This is a genomic window from Paenibacillus sp. FSL R7-0163, assembly GCF_037969975.1.
In the GTDB taxonomy this organism is placed as follows: domain Bacteria; phylum Bacillota; class Bacilli; order Paenibacillales; family Paenibacillaceae; genus Paenibacillus_AQ; species Paenibacillus_AQ odorifer.
On the sequence record NZ_CP150224.1, the window covers coordinates 2,463,119 to 2,485,228 of the forward strand.

Here is a 22,110-nt window from a genome sequence, read left to right on the forward strand (position 1 = left end):
GCTCCATAAAACTTTTAAGGGAGTTGTAGATCATGTCAGAACGTTTGAATACAGAAGAATTAAGTATTGGGTATGCAGAGGCTACTATAGTTAAAGGATTGAACTTGTCTATCCCTACGGGAAAAATCACCGCACTAGTGGGCGCTAACGGCTCCGGTAAATCTACAATCCTCAAAACGATGGCCCGGATTATGAAGCCGAAGAGTGGCACCGTAATGCTGGACGGCAAATCGATCCATAACTTTTCAACTAAAGAGGTTGCTAGGCAGCTAGCGATTCTACCGCAGAACCCAACGGCTCCTGACGGTCTGACGGTATCTGAGCTGGTCAGCTACGGTCGTTTCCCTCATCAGAAGGGATTTGGCACGATGACCGCTGAGGATCGCAACATCATCTCCAACGCCATCTCTGTTACGGGCATGGAATCTTTTCATGATCGCCCTATTGACCGTCTCTCAGGTGGACAACGTCAACGCGCATGGATCGCTATGGCGTTAGCTCAAGAAACAGATATTTTATTCCTTGACGAGCCTACAACCTTCCTAGATATGGCGCATCAGCTCGAAGTTCTTCAGCTATTGCAAAAGCTGAATGAGGAAGAAGGCCGTACCATCATCATGGTCGTGCATGATTTGAATCATGCTACTCGTTATGCGCAGCATATGGTAGCGATTAAGTCCGGTACTGTGGTTAGCGAAGGCTCACCTACTGAGGTTATGACACCAGATGTATTGCGGGAAGTGTTTGGAATTGAAGCGGATATCGTTCCGGATCCACGTACGGGTGTGCCACTGTGTCTTCCTTACGAGCTTGCTGCCTATAAAGCTGTGTAATTATCATCTAAAATCATACAACGAACAGGCTCCCGTCATTGACAAGGGAGCCTGTTCGTTGTTACAGTTGTGGTTGCCTACAATTTCATAATAACTCTTTAAAATAGATCAAGGACCATCATTTATACATGGTTAAAGGAGCATGAAAACATGAATATTGACAAAATTCAAGATGACCTAGAGCAGCTAATGACTGCAGGAAAAGTGAAAAGTCATGAGAATTTAAAAGATCACGTGTACACTAAAATGGGCGGCAAAGCTGATATTTTGGCTGCACCAGCTACTTATGATGAAATTCAAAAGATCGTTACATATGCAGAACAAAATGGGATAACCCTTACGGTACTTGGGAATGGCTCCAATGTGATTATCCGTGATGGAGGTGTACGTGGGATCGTTCTGCAAACGGCAGGACTGACCGAAATGGGGATTCGCGACAATCTCTTATATGCGCAATGTGGTGCCAAAATAATTGATGTTTCCAGATATGCACTTGATAAGGAGCTTACGGGTCTTGAGTTCGCCTGTGGCATTCCAGGAACAGTTGGTGGAGCGCTCTATATGAACGCAGGTGCTTATGGCGGTGAGATCAAAGATGTCCTGCATAGTGCACTAGCTATAAATAAGAACGGGCAATTGGTAACTCTGCAAGGTGATGAGCTGCAATGGGGTTACAGAAAAAGCGTGTTCGCAAGCGGTGAGTACATTGTACTTGAGGCCAAATTTGCTATGACTTCCGGTGATGTTTTAACGATCAAGGCAAAAATGGATGAACTAACTTATTTACGTGAATCGAAGCAACCGCTTGAGTATCCATCCTGTGGGAGTGTATTTAAGCGGCCTCCAGGCCGTTTTGCAGGTCAGTTAATTCAAGAGAGCGGCTTACAGGGTACAAGAATCGGCGGTGCTGAGGTATCCAAGAAGCATGCGGGATTTATTGTGAATGCAGATAATGCAACAGCCAGTGATTACATCGGGCTAATCCACCATGTAAGAGCGACTGTGAAGGATAAATTCGGTGTAGAGCTGGAAACTGAAGTGGAGATCATTGGAGAAGAATAAATGATAAGCAAAAAGAGCCCGCAATCGCTGTGGGCTCTTTTTGCTTATCATAATCATGTTCGTTTAATCTACTGAAAGGGTGTAATTAGCTCTGTCCGTAGTTATTTCTGCCTTGCGGTCGGCTAAGTCTACGATTTGAAGACCTTCAACAGCTAAATCATAAGTGGATTGTGGCAGGGATACCAGTTCACCATCGGCGTTAAGTGTGCTGCCGAAACCTCTTAATATCAGTGCACTTCCAAGATATTCATCAATAACATCGTCTGCACTCCGGAAATCTACGGACTCTAAATTGAAGTGAACTTTATCCAAATCACGAAGTTCTTTCTTTTCAATAGCGATTGTTTCATTCAAATGATTGTTAAGCCAATCCATAAGCTGCTGTATACTTTGTTCCATAAAATGCTCCCACCCTTAGCTCGAAGATTATTATGAATAAGTTACCCTTTTCTTAGGGTTTGAATCCTTTTTTTTGCCGCATCTTAATTAATCATATGAATAATTCATGTCATTAAAAAGAAATTCACGATCAAATGGCATTGTTTTTGAACTTCATAAACTCTACGTACGTAAAGAGTAGAACTTGTCAGGAGCGGGCTACCCATGGTATAGTTCAAGACGCAATATGCTTTAAGAAGAAGTCTGCACTAAAGTTGTGCAGGAGAGGTTCGCGAACTCCCTCTATAAAAAACTAAGAATATATTAAACAGTACAAGCGGTTGCTGTCCTTTATCCGGACGTTGCTTCCGTTTCTTCTTAGTGGAGCCAAGTTTTCGAAATCTCGTTCTTCTTTCCATTACCGGCCAAGGCCGAAGGAAAAGAGAGGGGTTTTTTGTCGTGTCAGAAGGAAGATTGAAAGAGGAAATGCAAGAAGTTACTTTGCTTGGTAATCAGGGAACACAGTACAAGTTTGGTTATGATCCAGACATTCTGGAGGTGTTTGATAACAAACATCCCGGACGTGATTATTTTGTTAAATTCAACTGCCCTGAGTTCACTAGCTTGTGTCCTGTAACGGGTCAGCCGGATTTTGCCACGCTGTATATTTCGTATATTCCTGAACAAAAAATGGTGGAATCCAAATCATTAAAGCTGTATCTGTTTAGCTTCCGCAACCATGGTGACTTTCATGAGGACTGTGTCAACATTATTATGAATGATCTGATCTCACTGATGGATCCGCGCTACATTGAGGTATGGGGCAAGTTCACTCCGCGCGGAGGCATTTCAATTGATCCTTATTGCAACTATGGAAGACCGGGTACGAAGTATGAGGCGATGGCGGAACACCGCTTAATCAATCACGACCTCTATCCAGAAAAAGTGGACAACCGCTAAATTCCAACTTGTGATAAGGAGAGATTCATATGAACAAAAAAGCACTCGTCGTATTCAGCGGCGGACAAGATAGCACCACTTGCCTGGTTTGGGCATTGCAGCAGTATGAGGAAGTGCAGGTAGTTACCTTCAACTATAATCAACGTCATGCGGCTGAAATCGAAGTTGCAACAGAGATAGCAGCTAAGTTTAATGTAAAACAGCATATTCTTGATCTGGGGCTGCTTAATCAGCTGGCACCCAATGCACTTACCCGTCAGGATATAGATATCGTGGCTGGGGAAGGGGATGAGCTTCCAAGTACTTTCGTCGATGGACGGAATTTGTTGTTTTTATCTTTTGCCGCAATATTAGCTAAACAACTGGGGTACTCCCATATCGTCACTGGGGTTTGCCAAACGGACTTTAGCGGTTATCCGGACTGCCGTGATGTTTTTGTGAAATCATTGAATGTTACGCTGAACTTATCTATGGACTATGAGTTTGCGATCCACACTCCCCTAATGTGGCTGGATAAAAAAGAAACGTGGAAAATGGCCGATCAACTGGGGTATTTTGATTATGTTCGCGAACACACACTGACCTGTTACAACGGTATTATTGGCAGTGGCTGCGGTACTTGTCCAGCCTGTCTATTGCGTCAGCGTGGTCTTGAGCAATATGAGGCAGAGAGAATGGAGGCCGGCTCTTAATGCTTAACGAGGTTTCAGTCTGCAAAATATTTACGTTCGATGCGGCACACCAGTTAGTGGGACACAAAGGGAAATGCAGCAATCTGCACGGACATACTTATAAGCTCGAAGTAGTGCTTAAGGGCAAACCTATGGCCGCGGAAGGCCACTCGGATGAAGGCTTCGTCATTGATTTTAGCGATATCAAAATGACAGTACAACAAAGCCTAGTAGATCGTTTAGATCACGCTTTTCTTGCTATGGGAAATGAACCTGTGTTAGAGACGTTAACGAATACGGGCTCCAAAGTAGCCTTATTGTCTTTCCGCACCACAGTGGAGAATATGTCTTCATATATTGCCTACAAGCTTAAGCAAGCAGGGTTGCCTTTATACTCGGTAAAGCTATGGGAGACTCCAACCTCTTGGGCAGAGGTGCTGGCTGAAGATGTTCCGGATGAAGGGCCATCCTACCGTTTGTATGGAGGCTGTGACTGTGAGTAAGATTCCTGTAATTGAAATGTTCGGTCCAACTATTCAAGGCGAAGGTGCGGTAATTGGAGTGAAGACGATGTTTGTCCGCACCTATGGCTGCGATTATCGCTGCGGCTGGTGTGACTCCGCTTTTACTTGGGATGGTACGGCTAAGAATAAGGTTCGCATGATGGAAGCAGAAGAAATCATAAATGAATTATTGGCGTTAGCTGGAGATAATTTCGACTGTGTTACGATTTCAGGCGGTAATCCTGCCTTGATTGGTGAAGGAATGGGTACCTTCATCAACCTGCTTCATGAGCGTGGAATAAAAGCAGCGATAGAAACTCAGGGGAGTAAATGGCAGGATTGGTTCAATGACGTGGATGTGCTGACAATCAGTCCTAAACCTCCAAGCTCAGGAATGACAACGAATTGGGAAATGCTAGATAACATCATGAGTAAGATGGAGAAACTGGGTCGTTCTACGCATAGCTTGAAGGTCGTAGTGTTTGATGATAAGGATTTTGATTATGCGAAAAACGTTCACCAGCGATATCCGAATGTGCAGCTCTTTCTGCAGCCTGGTAATGATGATGTCACGGAAGAGGGCAACATTTCTGCTCGACTTCTGGGAAGGCTGGAGTGGTTGTTTAATAAAGTAATCGTGGATTCGGATATGAACAAGGTTCGTGTACTTCCACAGCTGCATGCATTGATCTGGCATAATAAGCGTGGCAAATAAAAGATTGATGAAATCGTCCGGGTATCTGCTTACAGATGCTCGGTTTTTATTTTTAACATTTGTAACTTCTAGTAGGTAGATAGTCTGTCCCAGTTTCTGGTATGATTTTGAAAAAAGCTCTTGGAGGTTATTCATTTGGAACAATCAACAGCATTATTAATTATCGATGTTCAAGAAGCCATGTTCTCCTATGAACTAAAGCTGTACGATGAAGAGGGTGTGATGGACAGGATTGTCTCCCTTCAGCAAAAAGCTCGATTAGCAGGTACTCCTATTGTGTATATTCAACATACCGAAGATGAGGAGTACACAAAAGGTACACCCACTTGGCAGATCAGTCACCGCATCACACCGCAGGAAGGCGAAGTTATCGTTGAGAAGCCTACTTGGGATGCTTTTCACCGAACGGAATTGCAAGATGAACTCCAAAAGCTCGGGATCACGAATCTGGTGATCTGTGGGATGCAAAGTGAATTCTGTCTGGATACGACAATAAGACGCGCATACAGCATGGGATATAAAAGTGTACTGGTTTCAGATGCTCATAGCACCTTTGATAATGGGGTTCTGAGTAGTAGGGAGATCGTTAAGCATCATAATGCGATAATTGGAGGTAGATTCGCCCAGTTACGAGCTGAAAGCGAGGTTCAGTTCTAGATGAATACACCCCAGGCTGCCATGAAGCCTATTCAGCGTTCTCGCCTTAGATTGTTTGCTGGCAAACGATATTTTATTTGGAAAAGATATTTGAAATGGTACACTGGACGAAGCAAAATAGCGAAGCAGCGTACGGATGAAACATTATCTTATGCAGCTATGACTCATGCTACCCCGTTATTAAGAAGTCTTCGGAATGTAGATATGGTGCTTCAATACAATAAAATTACTAACTTACGGCTGGCAATTGCGAAGCTGGATGGACTTGTTGTGCAGCCGGGGGAGACTTTTTCCTACTGGAGAAGTATTGGTAAGCCCACTAAACGAAAAGGGTATCTGGAGGGTATGGTGCTTCATTATGGTGGTTTTCATTCCGGGGTTGGAGGAGGCTTATGCCAGTTGTCTAATCTGATCTATTGGATGGCACTGCACACACCACTTACCGTTATGGAACGGCATCGTCACAGCTATGATGTATTTCCAGATGAACAACGAACACAACCTTTTGGAAGCGGGGCGACCTGTTCTTATAACTATTTGGATCTTCAATTGAAAAATAACACCGCTCAAACGTATCAACTAAAGCTCTGGCTGGACGATAGCCATTTACACGGGGAATGGAGATGCAATGAGCAGGCGCTTTATGATTATGAAGTATACGAAAGTGATCATAGGATTAGTCTAGAGCCTTGGGGCGGATATATACGCAGTAATAAGATCAGTCGAAAAGTATATACCCGATCTGGAGATCTAATTGGAGATGAAGCTGTAACTGATAATTACGCACTGATGATGTATTCTCCGCTTCTTCATGGATAAGAGGTTAGGGCTTAGGGATATAACATAGAAAGGCATGAAAATTATATCTCTAGACCATCTTCAAAGGAGCGGATTAACAGCATGAAAGCACTAACCTACCAAGGGAAGAAAAAAGTGGAAGTTAAAGAAGTAGCTGATCCGAAGCTTGAGAAAAAAGATGACATTCTTGTTCGGATTACCACTACGGCGATTTGTGGCTCGGATCTGCACATTTATAACGGAGAAATTCCAGGTATGCATGATGATTATGTTATTGGTCATGAGCCGATGGGGATTGTTGAGGAAGTGGGATCTGACGTAACTAGAGTCAAAAAAGGTGACCGAGTCATCATCCCCTTTAATGTCGCCTGTGGGCAGTGTTTTTTCTGCCAGCATGAGATGGAGAGCCAATGCGACAATGCTAATGACGCCAAGGACACAGGCGGTTATCTTGGTTATTCCGATACTTATGGCGGTTTTGCTGGCGGACAAGCTGAATTGCTGCGGGTACCTTATGGTAATTTTGGGCCTTTTGTAGTTCCGGAGGATGCAGAAATGGAAGATGAGAAAATTCTTTTCTTATCTGATATTGTGCCTACTGCTTGGTGGGGAGTAGAAAGCGGGGGAGTGAAGCCGGGAGATACGGTCATTGTTCTCGGCTGCGGGCCCGTGGGACTGCTAACTCAAAAGTTTGCCTGGATCAAAGGAGCCTCTAGAGTCATTGCTGTTGACCATATCGGCTACCGATTGCAACATGCGAAGCTGACCAATAATGTTGAAGTTTATAACTTCGAAGAGATCAAGGACATTGGTGCTCATTTGAAGGAGATCACTCATGGGGGCGCAGATGTGGTTATTGACTGTGTGGGTCTAGATGCCAAAATATCTGCCTTGGAGAAAGTGGAAACGGTTCTGAAGCTGCAAGGGGGCTCGCTCAGTGCATTCAGAATGGCCGCGGATATCGTACGTAAATTCGGAACCATCCAGCTTGTAGGGATCTATGGACTTAATTACAATATGTTCCCGCTGGGTCAGCTATTTGAACGAAACATCACATTAAAGATGGGACAAGCGCCGGTGATTCACTATATGCCGTTGCTGTATAAGATGATTAAAGAAAATAAATTTGATCCTACAGATATCATTACGCATCGTCTGCCAATTAGTAAAGCGGAGCATGGCTATGACGTTTTTAGTGAGAAAAAAGAAGATTGCATCAAGGTTGTTCTGAAGCCGTAGCCTTTTAAGAAGCATGAGCTTTCGTCAGAAATGACATTGCTTGTGCTTTTTTTAGTGAAATCTTATGAAAAAAGATGCATTTTTTCACGGTCTGCGTTAAATTAACATAAGTGACTTAAGATATTGAAAGGACGCGTAACATGTGAAACTTAAAAAACCGCCACTTCCGATTCCACTATTAATGTTGATAGGGATTGTGGCCATCTCTTTTTCCGCCATTTTTATTAAATGGTCTGATGCACCTGCATCTATACAAGGCATGTACAGATTATTATTTACCTCACTGCTGATGCTGCCTTTTGCAAGACCCTATAGTGGAGCTGCTTTTGCTCTTCGTAAAAAAGACTGGCTAATGCTCATCCTTTCAGGCGCAATGCTTGCGCTGCATTTTTTGCTATGGATGGGATCATTAAAGTATACTTCGGTAGCTAGTTCAACAATGATCATGGCGCTGGAGCCTGTATTTATTATGCTGGGTGTTTATTTTTTGTATAAGGAAAAGACAGCTCTGTCTGCTATTCTAGGGCTTGGCATTGCAATTGGCGGTGTCGTGTTTATCGGCTGGGGTGATATTGGAATCTCTGCAGATAATCTTAAAGGTGATCTATTATCGGTCGGAGGCACTGTGGCGGTAGCTATACATATGCTGATCGGTCAAAAGCTAGTGGTGCGCATGCCCTCTTATTTATATAGCTTGATTGTCTTCTTGTCAGCCGCTGGCGTGTTCGCCGTATACAATCTGTTCATGGGGATTTCCTTTTTTAATTATCCGGCCAAGGAATGGGGAATCTTTGTATTGTTAGCAGTGGTGCCAACGGTGTTTGGCCATATTTTGTTTAATTGGTTACTACAATATGTATCTGCGACTACGGTTTCAATGAACATTTTAGGAGAACCAGTGGGTGCCAGTATCTTAGCGTATTTACTCTTGGGTGAACAGCTAACAACCTTACAATGGGCAGGTGGGCTGCTCGTTATGATTGGACTCGCAGTATATTTGTACGCGGGAAGAAGGAAAACTATCCGGATGGCTGATGCCATTCAGAATGCTTCATAACAGATATTTTACACATAAAGGGGTAGCAATGGATGGAAGAGCAGAATCAATATTCAAATAATCAGGCAGAAAAAAACGCTGTGCCAACAAGCGAAGAGCTTTGGAACGAAGATACTTATACCGCTTGGGTAACTCGGTTTGGTACACCGCCAGAAGCAGCTGCAAAATTAATAAAGGAACCAAGTGCAAAGCTTTACCCGCTCCTTTCTTTTTTTGGAGAGGTGAAGGGGAAGAAAATGATGAATTTAATGGGCTCAAACGGAATGAAGGCCGTGGCACTCTCATTACTAGGTGCGGAAGTAACGGTTGCTGACTTCTCGGAAGCCAATGCGCGATATGCGGCTGATCTTGCCCAAGAAGCAGGGGTACCACTAACCTATATCGTCTCAGATATTCTTAAGCTGCCAGAAGACGTCCTTGATGGTTCATATGACATCGTCTTCGCGGAGTTAGGAATTGTTCATTACTTTACCAACCTTACACTATTCATGGAAACAGCTCGCCGATTGCTTTCTCCTGGAGGCGTATTTGTACTCCGCGATTTTCATCCGGTAACGACCAAGCTTATTTCCTCGAAGGGATCTACTGCGAAGGTACGCAAACACAAAGTAAACGGAGATTATTTTGACTCATCATTGGAAGAGAAAAAGGTATCCTATTCCAAGTATTTGCCTTCCACAGGTAAACCAGCAGGTGTACAAGAGCATAGTGTTGTGTATTGGCGCCGCTGGACACTCGGAGAAATTGTAACCGCAGCAGCTAATAGCGGACTAGTGATCCGCCAATTAGTAGAAGAACCTAATCTATCTTCCGACGTGTATGATAAGGGAATTCCTAAGACCTTCACATTGGTGGCTGGAAATGGCGCAAGCCTGTAAGAGGGATCGCTGACATGTGATTTTTTAGGATATAACATTTGTGCTGAACTGAGGTGCTCTCGGTTCAGTTTTTTTGTGTGTAAAACATAAAATTTTAAACTTTTTTACGGAGATTATTCCATTACAATGGCAACTTATAGGGAATACAATGATTTTACATTCCGGATTGTAAGCGATTACTTTAAGGGTTAATGCATTCTCAAAGAATTTGAGGTGGATATCAAAATGAACGAAGTGTTGCTTCGTATGGAGGGAATCAACAAGTTTTTCCCAGGTGTTCATGCTTTGAATGAATGTCAATTTGAGCTGAAGCGTGGAGAAGTTCATGCGTTAGTAGGAGAAAATGGCGCTGGCAAGTCTACCCTTATGAAGATTGCGACAGGTGTCTATTCCAAGGATGCTGGTCAAATGTGGTACAAGGGAAATGAAGTGCAAATTGTTAATACCCGTGAAGCACAGGAGCTTGGAATTAGTATCATCCATCAGGAATTGAATTTAATGCCTCATCTTACGGTCGCCCAGAACATTTACATTGGACGAGAGCCGCGAAAAGCTCTGAAATGGTTCGTTGATGATTTAGAGATAAACCGAAAAGTTCAGGTTTTGTTTGATCAAATGAATCTGAAGCTGGATCCCAGAGTTTTGGTATCAGATCTGACAGTTGCTAATCAGCAAATGGTTGAAATCGCTAAAGCCTTGTCTTTCCAAGCCGAGGTATTGATCATGGATGAACCAACCGCCGCGTTAACAGATACAGAAATTAACGAGTTATTTCGAATGATTGAGCAGCTACGAGATAAAGGTGTGGGAATTATTTATATCTCTCACCGCATGGATGAATTGAAGCGAATTACAGACCGCATTACAGTTATGCGCGATGGTTGTTATGTAGATACCGTTCGTACCGATTCAATAACGATTGATCAGATCATCAGCATGATGGTTGGACGTGAATTATATCAAACGTCGAAACCAACGATTGCGAAACAGACTCAGCAAGTTGTCTTAGAAGTTCGGAATCTTTCTAGAGGGCATGCGTTCAAGGATATTAGCTTTCATCTGTATAAAGGTGAGATTTTGGGCTTCGCTGGTTTAATGGGAGCTGGACGTACCGAGGTTGTTCGTGCCGTATTTGGTGCCGATCCCATCGATGAGGGTGAAATTATGCTCCATGGAAAATCGGTTCGTATACGTCAGCCACATCAAGCGGTACAGCATGGTATTGGGTATTTGTCCGAAGACCGTAAACGTTTCGGACTGCTTGTGGATATGGATATCAGCATGAATAATGCGATTGCCTCCTTTTATAAATTCCGTAATTCATTTGGCTGGATGAAGGAGCGGGAGATGCGAAGCTCAGCGGAGCAGCATGTTGAAGCGCTAGCCACCAAAACTCCAAGTGTAGGTCAAAAGGTTAAGTTTCTGTCCGGAGGTAATCAACAGAAAGTGGTCATCGGCAAGTGGTTGACTAGAGACTGTGATGTACTCATCTTCGATGAGCCCACACGAGGTATTGATGTAGGCGCGAAAAGTGAAATTTATAAGCTGCTGGATCAGCTTGCGAGTCAAGGGAAGGCGATCATTATCATTTCTTCAGATCTTCCTGAGATTCTAAGAATGAGCCATCGGATTATCATTATGTGTGAAGGGCGTATAACAGGAGAACTCCCCGCAGAAGAAGCATCGCAGGAGGCGATTATGAAATATGCGACGAAACGTTCATAACTGTTCAAGAGTTAACCGGAGGTGTCAGGACTATGAAGATCGCGGATAAAGAGATTAGTCAGCCAGCGGGTATGAAGCAAACGGGAGGGCAATCCGGATTCAAACAAAAATTATTGGCATTTGCCAGTCTGATCATATTGGTCATCGTATTCTCTTTATCCTCCAGTAACTTTTTTCAATTCTCAAATCTTGTCGGAATTCTAGTTTCTACAGCTGTAATCGGAGTATTAGCGCTTGGAGCTACCTTTGTTATTATTACGGGTGGCATCGACCTCGCTCTGGGTACTGTAATGACATTCTCATCTGTTATGGTTGGAGTCATTATTACCTTCTGGGGTCTGCCCGTCCCGTTAGGTATTGTAGGTGGGATTCTGGCTGGAGCACTGTGCGGCTTTATCAGCGGTTTGATGGTGGCGAAGATGAACATTCCACCCTTCATCGCCACTCTGGCGATTATGATGGTCACCAAAGGCTTGTCGCTTGTCATTACAGGAGCCAAACCCATTTATTTCAACGATGATCCGATCTTCGCCAAGATCGCTATGGGTAAAATGATCCCCGGTATACCCAATACCATCGTTATCTTCTTATTACTCGGTATGATCGCAAGCATAATCTTGTCTAAGACGATTATTGGGCGTTACAACTTCGCGCTTGGCAGTAATGAAGAAGCCACTCGCTTATCAGGTGTGAACACAGTCAAATGGAAGATTATTATCTATTCCATTACAGGAATCTTTAGCGGAATCGCAGGTATCCTGATGGCCTCACGTCTGAATTCAGCTCAGCCATCACTAGGCACTGGCTATGAACTAGAGGCTATTGCGGCAGTGGTCATTGGCGGAACTTCCTTAAGTGGAGGTGTAGGTTCTATTCTAGGCACGATTATTGGCGCACTGATTATGAGTGTGCTGACGAATGGCTTGCAGATTATGTCCGTGGCTCAGGAATGGCGGACGGTTATTGTCGGTGTTGTAATCATCATTGCGGTTTACGCTGATATTCTACGCCGCCGTAAGCAATAAACTTGGTATGATCTCCATCCGGAGTGATATACAAAGCAAATGACGAGGGGGAAGATTCAAATGAAACTACGTCGTAGAGGGTTTATCATGCTTGCCAGTCTATTGTTAGTCACTACTTTGCTGAGTGCATGTAACAACAATGATAGTAACAAGAGTGCATCCGGTTCAGACAAACCATACATTCCAGTCATATCAAAAGGGTTCCAGCATCAATTCTGGCAAGCGGTAAAGCAAGGAGCGGAGAAAGCTGCTAAGGAGTTTGATGTTGAGATTACCTTCGAAGGTCCAGAAAATGAGAGTCAGGTGGATAAACAAATTGAGATGCTGCAAACAGCTCTCGACAAGAAGCCAGCAGCAATTGCGCTAGCCGCACTAGACAGCAAGTCTGCGATTCCTTATCTAGAAAAGGCAAAGGAAAATAAGATTCCGGTCATCGGCTTCGACTCTGGTGTAGACAGTGATATCCCTGTAGCAACAGCAGCGACTAACAATAAAGCAGCAGCTGCTTTGGCCGCAGATAAAATGGCTGAACTGATTGGCAAGAAAGGTAAAGTGGGCCTTGTCATACATGACCAAACGAGCAGCACAGGGCAACAGCGTCGCGATGGCTTCTTGGAACAAATGAAAGCAAAATATCCGGATATTCAAGTGTTAGAGCCGCAATATGGGGGTGGAGATCAGTTAAAGTCCACAGACCTTGCGAAAGCGATGATGCAGGCAAATCCGGATCTGAAAGGAATCTATGGCTCTAACGAAGGTTCTGCTGTAGGTGTGGCTAATGCAGTAAATGAATTGCAAATGAATGGTAAGATCGTAGTCGTCGGCTTTGACTCTGGCAAGCAGTTGATGGATGCTATCCGCAGTGGTGTTGTGGCTGGCGCTGTTACACAAGACCCCATTGGTATTGGCTATCAAGCTGTGAAGGCAGCTGTGCAAGCGATTAAAGGGGAAGCGGTTGAAAAGAACATCGACACGGGGTTCCACTGGTATGATAAAAACAATATGGATTCCGATGAGATCAAACCTCTACTATACAAATAGAGTTTAATAATAGAGGTTGCCTCACGCAGGCGGCCTCTATTATGCTTATGCTGATAAGTTTAAAGTTGTGGAGGTGTTGGATGTATAAGATAATTCTGGTTGATGATGAAGATGAGGTTCGCGAAGGGATCAAACAGAAGATCACATGGAGTAAATATGGGTTTGAGCTGGTTGGTGATTTCGATAATGGCCGAGATGCGCTGGAAGCGATCGAGCAGCATCGGCCTGACGTAATTATTACTGATATTTGTATGCCTTTTATGGATGGACTGGGATTGGCCAGAGCTGTGATGGATAGGTACCGGGATATGAAGGTCATTATCGTCACTGGATATGAAGACTTCGAATATGCGAAGCAGGCGATAACGCTAAAGGTGACTGAGTACTTATTAAAACCGATTAATGCACGTGAGTTTGCTGAATTTCTAAGTAAGATGAAGCAGGATTTAGATGAAGAGCATTTACAGAAAGCGAATTTAGTTAAGCTTCGTATGCAACTTAATCAGAGTCTTCCATTGCTGCGGGAACGATTTTTGGAGCAGCTGGTAACTACTCGAATGAAAAGCGAAGAAATCGAGAATAAATTGAGTTATTTTCATATTCAGTTGCAGGGTCAAGTGTACCTTGCGCTCGTTATAGATATAGAACTGGAGAAACGAAGCCAGAACATAACTTTTGATGCAGAGCTACTGCGTTTCGGCGCCTTTAACATTGTTCAAGAGCAGCTGGAGAAAGAGCAAGACGGAGTGGTATTCCAGACGAGAGATGGAAAAATCGCTGCGATATTATCCGGCAATTCAGAGGCGTTAGAAGTAGCAACGCAGCTTCTCGCAGAGCAAGTCCAGAGTAGCTTAAATAAATATTTGAAGCTGTCATCAACCATAGGCATCGGTAGAAAATATAATACTGTACAACAAATTCCACTATCCTTCCAAGAAGCGGTCTCCTCCATAGAATATCGTTACCTTTTAGGCATAAATAAAGTTATCTCCATACAGGATCTTGAGTTTGGCAAGGGATTGGATCAGGCGCATTTCACCTCATGGGAAAAGCAATTCATATCCGCTTTAAAGACAGGTAAAGCTTCTGCTGTATCGGAAATTCTATTGAAGTGGTTTCAGGAGCTTAAAAGTAATACCTCCTCTATAGAAGGTTGCCGTAGCAGCATCTATCAGCTGCTGGTTTCTTTGATGAACTATGTAGTCGACATCGGCTTCCCAAATACAGTAGTTGTTTCGCATAATATGTTTGCAGAGGTTGCTGCGCTTAAGACTTTAGATGAAGCTAGGAATTATCTGGAGAGGACTTGCCATGAGCTGATACTTAAACTATCGGAACAGAGAACAACGGTTCGGACTTCTCAGATGCAAGCCGCAGAAGCTTATATTCGCGAGAATTATTGTAATGACAGCTTTTCACTCAATGAGCTGTGTAGCCATATTTTTATGAGCATCAGTTATTTCAGTGCAACTTTTAAACAGCATACCGGTGAAACATTTATAGAGTATCTGACTCGACTCCGTTTGGAAAAAGCAAAAGAACTCCTTACCGTCACACAGTTGAAGACATATGATATCGCTGCCAGAGTTGGTTATGCTGATCCACAGTATTTTAGTGTTATTTTCAAACGTAATGTAGGAAGCACACCGAAGGAATATCGACACCGGCAGAAGGAGAATCTCTCTCTATGAGAGCACAGCGCTTTTTCCGCAGCCGAAGCATTCATACTAATATTGCTGTCTCCTTTTCACTTCTTATCCTCTGCACAACTATTGTCCTGAGTTATACTTCCTATCGCCTGTCCTCAGCCGCGGTCAAGGGCAATTCTGTTGCCTACACTTCACAATTAATAGAACAAGTAAAACTGAATATCGAGAATTACATTGGCAATATGGAGAGCATAGCCGCTCTGGTGTTAACTAGCAGTGATCTAGAGAAATATATAAAAGGCTCGAATTTAGATAAAGAAGAAGCGCTTAAGAATAAACTGCTTGCCAGTCATTATCTCCGGTCAGTCGTTCAATCCCGCTCGGATATTTCCTCTATATTATATGCAGGCTCAGATGGCATGACCGTTTCGGATCGACAGCATGCTGTTTTGAAACCGCTTCCTGAACTAATAGCTCAAGATTGGTATCAAAAAGCTATGAATCAACTAGACGTTGCAGTTTCTTCCTCACATGTGCAGCACATCTTTCAAGATGAATACCGGTGGGTAGTGTCGATAAGCCGAAAGCTCTCGAATGCGAATGCTATGACGGAAGCGGATCAACAAGGTGTACTGCTCGTAGATCTCAATTACAGTGTAATTAATAATCTATGTAAACAAATCGAACTGGGAAAACGCGGTTATGTTTTTATCGTCGATCCCGCAGGTAGCCTTGTCTATCATCCACAACAGCAGTTGATTTACTCCCAGCTCAAGTTCGAACAATTGGAGACGGTCCTTGGGATCAAAAATGGATCTGTTACGGTTAACACGGGGAATGACCAGAAACTGTACACTGTGGACACTACCAGCTTTGGCTGGAAAATAGTTGGAGTCACTTATCCAGATGATTTGGTCGCGAACAAGCAACGTATGCAAGGAACCGCCGCCTTATGGGGAGCAATTAGTTTGATTTTTGCTATGGCTATATCGATTTTTCTCTCTTACGCACTGACCAAACCGCTGAAGAATTTGGAGCTGAATATGAAAAAAGCGGAACGTGGAGAGTTCGACATACGCGTAGAGATTGAGAGCACGAATGAAATCGGCAAGCTTGCTCGTACGTTTAATCTTATGATCATGAAGATTAAAGAGTTAATGGGTCAGATCGTCTTGGAGCAAGAGATGAAGCGTGTGAGTGAACTGAAGGCGCTGCAAGCGCAGATTAAACCTCACTTTTTGTACAATACACTTGATTCGATTATTTGGATGGCAGAGACAGGAAAGATGGAGGAAGTGGTGGAGATGACTTCATCTCTATCCAAGCTGCTCCGTTCAACAATTGGTGAGGGTGAGGAATTGATTCCGCTGGCCAAAGAATTAGAGCATATTCGGCACTATTTAACGATTCAGAACATGCGTTATCGTAATAAATTCACTTATTCCATAGAGGTACAAGAAGATATCCTAACCTGCAGCATTTTAAAAATGGTACTTCAGCCTTTGGTTGAAAATGCGATCTATCACGGCATAAAACATAATCCTGAGCAAGGGCACATTCTGATCCGGGCAAGACAAGAACAGAACGATATTATCGTACAGATCATTGATGACGGTATTGGGATGGATGAAGAGCAGATGGGTAAGGTACTGCTGCAAAAGTCAGATTTCAAGACTGGCAGCGGTGTAGGTGTCGCAAATGTGAACCATCGTGTCCAGCTGTATTTCGGTGTGAAATACGGTTTGTCTTTTACAAGCGAGATGGAGGAAGGAACGACGGCCACTTTACGAATACCTGTAATTTATGAGGAGGAGAGTCAATGAGCGCATTACGGTCAAAAATTGGCCTGTATACTCTGTTGCTGCTCTTCATTGTTACTTTGGGTTCATTAGCCTATCGTATGTTTGCAAATGAGCTTGACGCAAAGGTTAGGACCATTATTTATGTGCCCAAGACTATCGACAGCAGTATTGAATTCTGGGAAGTGATGAAACAAGGTGTGGCAACAGCGGCTAAGGAGTTCGGTGCAGAGGTTCGCACGGTTGGAACGGATACAGAGCTTGATGTAGATCAACAAATAGAACTGTTGGAGCAAGCAATTAAGGAGAAGCCTGACGCCATTATTTTATCTGCTACGGATTATTATCGCCTCATTCCAATCGCGGAAAAGATCAAATCAGCTGGCATTACGCTTATTACTGTAGATTCGGGCTTGAGCGGTGGTGTATCAGAGAGTTTTATTGCTACGGATAATTATGAAGCAGGACGTAAGGCAGGGCAGGAGTTAAGAAAATATATCGATCCAGAGGATAAAGTCGCCATCGTTAACTTTGTACAAGGCTCTGCGACAGCAATAGAGAGGGAAAGAGGAGCTCGTGACGCCCTTTTAGAAAATGGAGTTCATGATGTGCAGCCTACATTATACAGTGATGGTTCCGTGCGAAAAGCGTATCAGTTAACTATTGATTTGCTAAAGGACGAGCCAAATTTAAAGGGAATAATCGGTCTTAATGAACCTTCTACACTAGGTGCTGGGGAGGCGATTATGGATATGGGATTTCAGGACAAAGTGAAATTGTTTGGGTTCGACAATTCTAGCAATGAGGTGAAGCTCCTCGAAAAAGGGATTTTGCTTGGCACGGTCATGCAGAAGCCCTTTAATATGGGGTATTTAGCTGTGAAGACGGCGATTGAAGCTGTTGAGGGTGAGGAAGTGGAACAGATAATAGACACAGGCTCCGTGGTCATCACGAAGGAGAATATGTATTTAAGTGAAAATGAGAAATTAATGTTTCCTTTTATAGAATAAATGAACAAGGAAGCTTCTAAAACCGTTTGCGGCTTTAGAAGCTTCCTTGTTTTTTTAAAGATCAAGAGTCGTTACTATTTCAACAAAGGATTGCTGCAACGGTGTTAAAATATGATCTTTACGCCAGCCGAGCACAAACCCGCCGCTTTCAGGCAAAATCCCTGGTAGGTTGGCATAGCTAAGCTTGCCTAGCTCAATCTCAGCTTTAACAGCCGCTTTAGAACATATGCCAACACAGTCACTCCCGCTAACTAGCTGCTTAATCACTTCTGGAGAATTCAACTCGGATCGGTTCCATAAACGGATTTGATTGAATTGTGCCCATTGATCGGCATACCCCCGTAAACAAGATCCTTGCTCATGCTGAATCCACGGCTCATTGGCAATTAGTTCAGGTGTTAATTTCTTTAGGTCTTCAAATGGATGACCAGGTGCAAAAATTAGGACAGGTTCATCACGGACAATAAGCTGAAAATCAAAAGATTCGTCCTGCCAATCCGAAGTATGTAAAATGGCCATCTGAATATCCCGACTACGGAGACGTTCACGTAACAAAGCATCGCTTTGAACAGTCAAGGAGTTGTTAATCCCCGGATAGAGTTTCATGAATTGGATTAACACATTAGGTAAAATATAAGTTGCAGGAATAAAACTGGCTTCCAGCTCTAATGTTCCTTTTGAGGGAGAAGAAAATTGTTTGACTGTACGCTCAGCTTCTGCTGTGAGGGAAACGATTTTGAGGGCGTATTGATAAAGGGCTCGCCCAGCATCCGTAAGCAGCACTCTTCCGCTGCGGTAAAGAAATAGAGGGGTTCCGAGCTCAGCCTCCAGATTCTTCATATGAAAAGAAACAGTAGGCTGTTTAAGGCCTAATTCTGCGGCTACATCGGTTACCTTTTTATATTTTTCAATTAGAACTACGATGTTCAATTTCATAATATTCATGACTTTCCTCCACATAATGCTAAGTTGGATTACAAATTATATCTCCATTATAGATTATATCTATACAGATATACACTTTATATTGGTATTTTTTTCGTTCACTTTACAAAGATAAGAAGTTTCTCTAACGAACGAGCTCTAGAATAAGAAGAGTCAGAGGGGCCAAGAAGTCCCGGACAACATATAACATATGCGTTTGATGAACTTTTACAGTAACCATGCATATGGGGGCCAAGCTCCACAACACCATGTTAAAGCTTTCGAAGCCAGTTTGGTATGAACTGATCAGGGAGCCATGCTAACAAACCATTTAGGAGGAGACAAAACAATGCAATTCAAAAAATCATGGATCATGACTTTGGCTTTAACAAGCGTACTGGCACTATCGGCTTGCGGTAACGGCGGGGCAAACAACACAGGAGGAAACGCTGCAGCAACTAACGAAGGAAGCGGCGGCGCTGAAATAAGTGGTTCGATTCTGGCTTCTGGTTCAACAGCATTACAACCCTTGGTTGAGCTGGTAGCAGAGAATTTCATGGATAAAAACACTGGCGTGGACATTCAAGTTCAAGGCGGTGGCAGTGGTACTGGTCTTACTCAAGTAGCTGAGAAACAAGTAGATATCGGAAACTCTGACGTATTCGCAGAAGAAAAATTAAAAGATGCAGATGCAGAAAAAGCAGCAGCACTCGTAGATCATCAAGTAGCAGTAGTAGCGATCGCAGCAGTAGCTCATCCTGATGCTGGTGTGGATAGCTTAACTAAACAACAACTGGTGGACATTTTCACTGGTAAAATCACTAACTGGTCTGAAGTAGGCGGAGCGGATCAAAAAATCCAAATCATCAACCGTCCAGGCAGCTCCGGTACTCGTGCAACCTTTGAAAGCTTTGCACTTGGAACCAAAACAGAAGATATCCCAGGTTCGATTCAAGAAGATTCCTCCGGTACGGTTAAGAAAATGATCGGTGAAACTCCAGGGGCAATCGGATACCTTGCTCTTTCTTACCTGGATGATTCCATTAAAACACTTAGTCTTGACGGTGTGGAAGCATCTGTTGATAATGTTGTTTCTGGTAAATACCCAGTGTGGGCTTACGAGCATATGTACACAAATGGTGAACCTAACGCGACAGTAAAAGCATTCCTCGACTTTTTCTTAACTGACGAAGTTCAAACTGGTGAAGTTGTTGAACTTGGATACATCCCAGCTGTTAAAATGCAAGTTGTTCGCGACGTTGCAGGAACTGTTACCGCTAAGTAATTAAATTCTAGGCAATGTTATTGATTAGAATCTCAAGTGATTAGAGGCGGATACATCTGCCTCTCTTTTCACTTTAGAAAGAGGGAGCAATTGAGGGTGAAACTAAAGAACTCACGATTCGAAAAACATCATATTGAAGATTTTGTTGGACGTACTTATATGTCCTTCTGTGTATTACTGTTGATAACAATCATTGTATCGATGGTATATTTTGTAGCGTCTAAAGGAATTTCAACCTTCACAAGTGGTAATGCTACAGTTTCTGAATTTCTATTCGGTACAAAGTGGTCGCCAGAAGCGGATACGCCTTCCTTCGGAGCTTTTCCATTTATCTCGGGTTCCTTTCTGGTTACTTTGCTTGCCGCATTGATTGCTAGTCCACTTAGCTTATGCGCTGCGTTATTTATGACTGAGATTGTTCCAGGGTGGGGCAAAAAATTACTTCAACCTGTTATTGAGCTTTTGGCAGGGATTCCTTCGGTAGTATATGGTTTCATCGGATTAAGTGTAATTGTACCGTTTCTACGCAACAACCTGCCGGGCCAAGGCATCGGGGTAGCTGCAGGCGCGCTTGTGCTCTCGGTAATGATTCTTCCGACGATTACAAGCGTGGCTGCAGACGCGCTGGCTTCATTGCCGCAAAACTTAAAAGAATCTTCCTATGCGCTTGGTGCCACCCGGTGGCAGACGATTTCGCGGGTGATTATTCCAACAACCTTTCCTGCCATAATGACAGGGATTGTATTGGGAATGGCTCGTGCTTTCGGTGAAGCACTCGCTGTACAAATGGTTATCGGGAACGCGCCATTCGTACCAAAATCACTCTTTGAGTCAGCTTCTACCTTGACCAGTGTGATCACACTCGGTATGGGGAACACGACCATGGGCTCACCTCACAATAATGCACTGTGGAGTATGGCACTGGTTCTCATGCTGATGACTTTCGTATTTGTCTTCTTTGTGAGAATGCTTGAAAGGAGAAATAAAATTTGAAGCCGAGAACCGTAAATAAAATTGCCACCAGTCTTATTGTATTTTTCGCGATGCTCATCGTTGCCATTCTACTTGGACTTTTGGGATATATCCTCTTTAGAGGCTTAAGCCATATCAGTTGGGATTTTCTTTTCTCCGCACCGCAAAAGATTCGTGCAGGTGGAGGGATCGGACCACAGCTATTTAACTCCTTATTCCTGTTAGTACTGACACTTATTATTACAGTTCCGCTTGGACTGGGTGCCGGTATTTATATGGCGGAATATGCTCGTCCCGGTAAGATTACCGGCTTTATTCGCTTGATTGTTGAAGTATTGTCATCTTTCCCTTCCATCGTAGTCGGCTTGTTTGGTCTATTGCTGATTGTTAACTATTTCAATCTAGGCTTCTCCTTAATCTCCGGTGCATTGGCATTGACGGTCTTTAATCTACCACTGATGGTGCGGATTACGGAGCAAGCTTTTCGTAGTGTTCCAAAACAACAAAAAGAGGCTGGTTTTGCACTAGGATTATCCAAGTGGAAAATTGTTACCTCGGTGTTGTTTCCGGTAGCATTACCTACAATTATTACAGGTACTATCCTGTCCGCTGGCCGTGTCTTTGGGGAAGCAGCTGCGTTGATGTTCACAGCAGGAATGAGTAGCCCTAGATTGGATTTCACCAACTGGAATCCACTTAGTGCGAATTCGCCACTGAATCCCTTCCGTCCAGCGGAAACGCTGGCTGTCCACATTTGGAAGGTCAACAGTGAAGGTCTAGCTCCAGATGCTGCACAGATTGCTGCGGGAGCTTCGGCGGTGCTTGTAATTATGGTGTTAATCTTCAATCTGGCAGCACGTTATTTCGGAAGATTTATTTATCGTAAGCTTACAGCTTCAAAAAGAATGAACTAATCATACAAATTAAAG

22 protein-coding genes and 1 riboswitch are annotated in these 22,110 nt (G+C 43.4%); of the genes, 20 read left to right on the plus strand and 2 right to left on the minus strand.

All coding sequences use genetic code 11. From position 1 onward, the window contains the following. Positions 1 to 32 precede the first annotated feature (32 nt). Together NST45_RS10940 and murB are read left to right on the plus strand one after the other, a co-directional pair. Positions 33 to 833, plus strand: a complete 801-nt coding sequence (locus tag NST45_RS10940) for an ABC transporter ATP-binding protein (RefSeq protein ID WP_036687549.1) — start codon at positions 33 to 35, stop codon at positions 831 to 833. Positions 834 to 983: 150 nt separating this feature from the next. After that, positions 984 to 1,895 (plus strand): UDP-N-acetylmuramate dehydrogenase, encoded by a 912-nt coding sequence (murB, locus tag NST45_RS10945; RefSeq protein WP_036687548.1) that lies wholly within the window; start codon positions 984 to 986, stop codon positions 1,893 to 1,895. A 63-nt stretch (positions 1,896 to 1,958) separates the two neighbouring features. Here the strand turns inward: murB and NST45_RS10950 are convergent, their stop codons facing one another. Continuing rightward, entirely contained in the window at positions 1,959 to 2,294 is a 336-nt protein-coding gene (locus NST45_RS10950; RefSeq protein WP_036687547.1) for a hypothetical protein, read from the minus strand. A 258-nt stretch (positions 2,295 to 2,552) separates the two neighbouring features. Beyond that, a riboswitch (PreQ1 riboswitch) is annotated at positions 2,553 to 2,596 on the plus strand. 163 nt (positions 2,597 to 2,759) lie between these two features. Between NST45_RS10950 and queF the strand changes: the two genes are divergently transcribed. The 15 genes from queF to NST45_RS11025 all read left to right on the plus strand — a co-directional run bounded on the left by queF (position 2,760) and on the right by NST45_RS11025 (position 18,000). Beyond that, positions 2,760 to 3,233: a preQ(1) synthase gene (gene queF, locus NST45_RS10955; protein WP_036687775.1), complete on the plus strand. Its 474-nt coding sequence runs from the start codon at positions 2,760 to 2,762 to the stop codon at positions 3,231 to 3,233. A gap of 29 nt (positions 3,234 to 3,262) precedes the next feature. Beyond that, positions 3,263 to 3,925, plus strand: coding sequence for a 7-cyano-7-deazaguanine synthase QueC (gene queC, locus NST45_RS10960; RefSeq protein WP_036687545.1), 663 nt, complete (start codon positions 3,263 to 3,265; stop codon positions 3,923 to 3,925). Then, complete coding sequence (locus NST45_RS10965) at positions 3,925 to 4,407, plus strand: 6-carboxytetrahydropterin synthase (RefSeq protein ID WP_036687544.1); 483 nt, start codon at positions 3,925 to 3,927, stop codon at positions 4,405 to 4,407. The genes queC and NST45_RS10965 overlap by 1 nt, the downstream gene beginning before the upstream one ends. Continuing rightward, entirely contained in the window at positions 4,400 to 5,122 is a 723-nt protein-coding gene (gene queE / locus NST45_RS10970) for a 7-carboxy-7-deazaguanine synthase QueE (RefSeq protein ID WP_036687542.1), read from the plus strand. The genes NST45_RS10965 and queE overlap by 8 nt, the downstream gene beginning before the upstream one ends. 135 nt (positions 5,123 to 5,257) lie before the next feature. Next, positions 5,258 to 5,779, plus strand: coding sequence for a cysteine hydrolase family protein (locus tag NST45_RS10975; protein ID WP_036687540.1), 522 nt, complete (start codon positions 5,258 to 5,260; stop codon positions 5,777 to 5,779). After that, entirely contained in the window at positions 5,780 to 6,598 is an 819-nt protein-coding gene (locus NST45_RS10980; RefSeq protein WP_036687539.1) for a VanW family protein, read from the plus strand. Positions 6,599 to 6,679: 81 nt separating this feature from the next. After that, positions 6,680 to 7,816: a zinc-dependent alcohol dehydrogenase gene (locus tag NST45_RS10985; RefSeq protein ID WP_036687537.1), complete on the plus strand. Its 1,137-nt coding sequence runs from the start codon at positions 6,680 to 6,682 to the stop codon at positions 7,814 to 7,816. 142 nt (positions 7,817 to 7,958) lie between these two features. Next, positions 7,959 to 8,873, plus strand: coding sequence for a DMT family transporter (locus NST45_RS10990; protein WP_036687536.1), 915 nt, complete (start codon positions 7,959 to 7,961; stop codon positions 8,871 to 8,873). Between the two features lie 32 nt (positions 8,874 to 8,905). Further along, a complete protein-coding gene (locus NST45_RS10995; protein ID WP_051491520.1) occupies positions 8,906 to 9,751 on the plus strand; it encodes a class I SAM-dependent methyltransferase in 846 nt (281 codons plus the stop codon). Between the two features lie 225 nt (positions 9,752 to 9,976). Then, on the plus strand, positions 9,977 to 11,476 hold the full coding sequence (locus NST45_RS11000; protein ID WP_036687534.1) for a sugar ABC transporter ATP-binding protein: 1,500 nt from the start codon (positions 9,977 to 9,979) through the stop codon (positions 11,474 to 11,476). A gap of 71 nt (positions 11,477 to 11,547) precedes the next feature. Then, a complete protein-coding gene (locus tag NST45_RS11005; protein ID WP_036687770.1) occupies positions 11,548 to 12,501 on the plus strand; it encodes an ABC transporter permease in 954 nt (317 codons plus the stop codon). Positions 12,502 to 12,561: 60 nt separating this feature from the next. After that, entirely contained in the window at positions 12,562 to 13,542 is a 981-nt protein-coding gene (locus NST45_RS11010) for an ABC transporter substrate-binding protein (protein ID WP_036687532.1), read from the plus strand. Positions 13,543 to 13,622: 80 nt separating this feature from the next. Continuing rightward, positions 13,623 to 15,233, plus strand: coding sequence for a response regulator (locus NST45_RS11015; RefSeq protein ID WP_036687530.1), 1,611 nt, complete (start codon positions 13,623 to 13,625; stop codon positions 15,231 to 15,233). Continuing rightward, positions 15,230 to 17,014 carry a sensor histidine kinase gene (locus tag NST45_RS11020; RefSeq protein WP_076099094.1) on the plus strand — a complete coding sequence of 595 codons (1,785 nt, stop codon included), beginning with the start codon at positions 15,230 to 15,232 and terminating at the stop codon, positions 17,012 to 17,014. Before NST45_RS11015 ends, NST45_RS11020 begins: the two co-directional genes overlap by 4 nt. Further along, positions 17,011 to 18,000, plus strand: a complete 990-nt coding sequence (locus tag NST45_RS11025) for a substrate-binding domain-containing protein (RefSeq protein WP_036687526.1) — start codon at positions 17,011 to 17,013, stop codon at positions 17,998 to 18,000. Before NST45_RS11020 ends, NST45_RS11025 begins: the two co-directional genes overlap by 4 nt. 54 nt (positions 18,001 to 18,054) lie before the next feature. On the opposite strand, the gene NST45_RS11030 is transcribed toward NST45_RS11025, so the two are convergent. Beyond that, entirely contained in the window at positions 18,055 to 18,945 is an 891-nt protein-coding gene (locus tag NST45_RS11030; RefSeq protein ID WP_036687523.1) for a LysR family transcriptional regulator, read from the minus strand. A gap of 328 nt (positions 18,946 to 19,273) precedes the next feature. On the opposite strand from NST45_RS11030, the gene NST45_RS11035 reads away from it, so the two are divergent. The 3 genes from NST45_RS11035 (at position 19,274) to pstA (ending at position 22,095) form a co-directional block, all read left to right on the plus strand. Further along, positions 19,274 to 20,209, plus strand: coding sequence for a phosphate ABC transporter substrate-binding protein PstS family protein (locus tag NST45_RS11035; protein WP_036687522.1), 936 nt, complete (start codon positions 19,274 to 19,276; stop codon positions 20,207 to 20,209). A 90-nt stretch (positions 20,210 to 20,299) separates the two neighbouring features. Beyond that, positions 20,300 to 21,202 (plus strand): phosphate ABC transporter permease subunit PstC, encoded by a 903-nt coding sequence (gene pstC / locus NST45_RS11040; RefSeq protein ID WP_036687519.1) that lies wholly within the window; start codon positions 20,300 to 20,302, stop codon positions 21,200 to 21,202. After that, positions 21,199 to 22,095, plus strand: a complete 897-nt coding sequence (gene pstA / locus NST45_RS11045; protein ID WP_036687518.1) for a phosphate ABC transporter permease PstA — start codon at positions 21,199 to 21,201, stop codon at positions 22,093 to 22,095. The genes pstC and pstA overlap by 4 nt, the downstream gene beginning before the upstream one ends. Positions 22,096 to 22,110: the final 15 nt, after the last annotated feature.